The sequence below is a fragment of the Pseudomonas sp. EL_65y_Pfl2_R96 genome (assembly GCF_963970905.1).
Lineage (GTDB): Bacteria > Pseudomonadota > Gammaproteobacteria > Pseudomonadales > Pseudomonadaceae > Aquipseudomonas.
Window position 1 is genome coordinate 1 of sequence record NZ_CAXAQH010000304.1, and the last position, 469, is coordinate 469.

1 pseudogene is annotated in these 469 nt (G+C 62.9%); it reads right to left on the reverse strand.

What is annotated here, in order from left to right:
- A pseudogene (locus AACY49_RS30755) lies at positions 1–469 on the reverse strand (aconitate hydratase); the annotation flags it as partial.

Below are 469 nucleotides of genomic sequence, written 5' to 3' on the forward strand. Positions count from 1 at the left end.
CCCGTCTTCACGGGTGATCACCAGCGGCAGATTCATCCGCGGCGTCAGCTCAATGCCACTCAGGCCCTTAATCTCGAAGGTTTCCTTGCCGGTCAGGTGCAGGCTCTTGCGGTTTTGATCGAGCTTGAACTGCAGCGGCAATACGCCCATGCCCACCAGATTGGAGCGGTGGATGCGCTCGAAGCTCTGGCAGATCACGGCGCGCACGCCCAGCAGGCGCGTGCCCTTCGCGGCCCAGTCGCGCGACGAGCCGTTGCCGTATTCGGCGCCCGCGAACACCACCAGCGGCACCTTCTCTTCCTGGTACTTCATGGCGGCGTCGTAGATCGACATCTGCTCGCCGTCGGGCCAGTGCTTGGTGAGACCGCCTTCCGGAATGTTGCCGTCGGCGCCCTTCAGCATGAAGTTCTTGATGCGGATGTTGGCGAAGGTGCCGCGCATCATGATTTCGTGATTGCCGCGGCGGGTG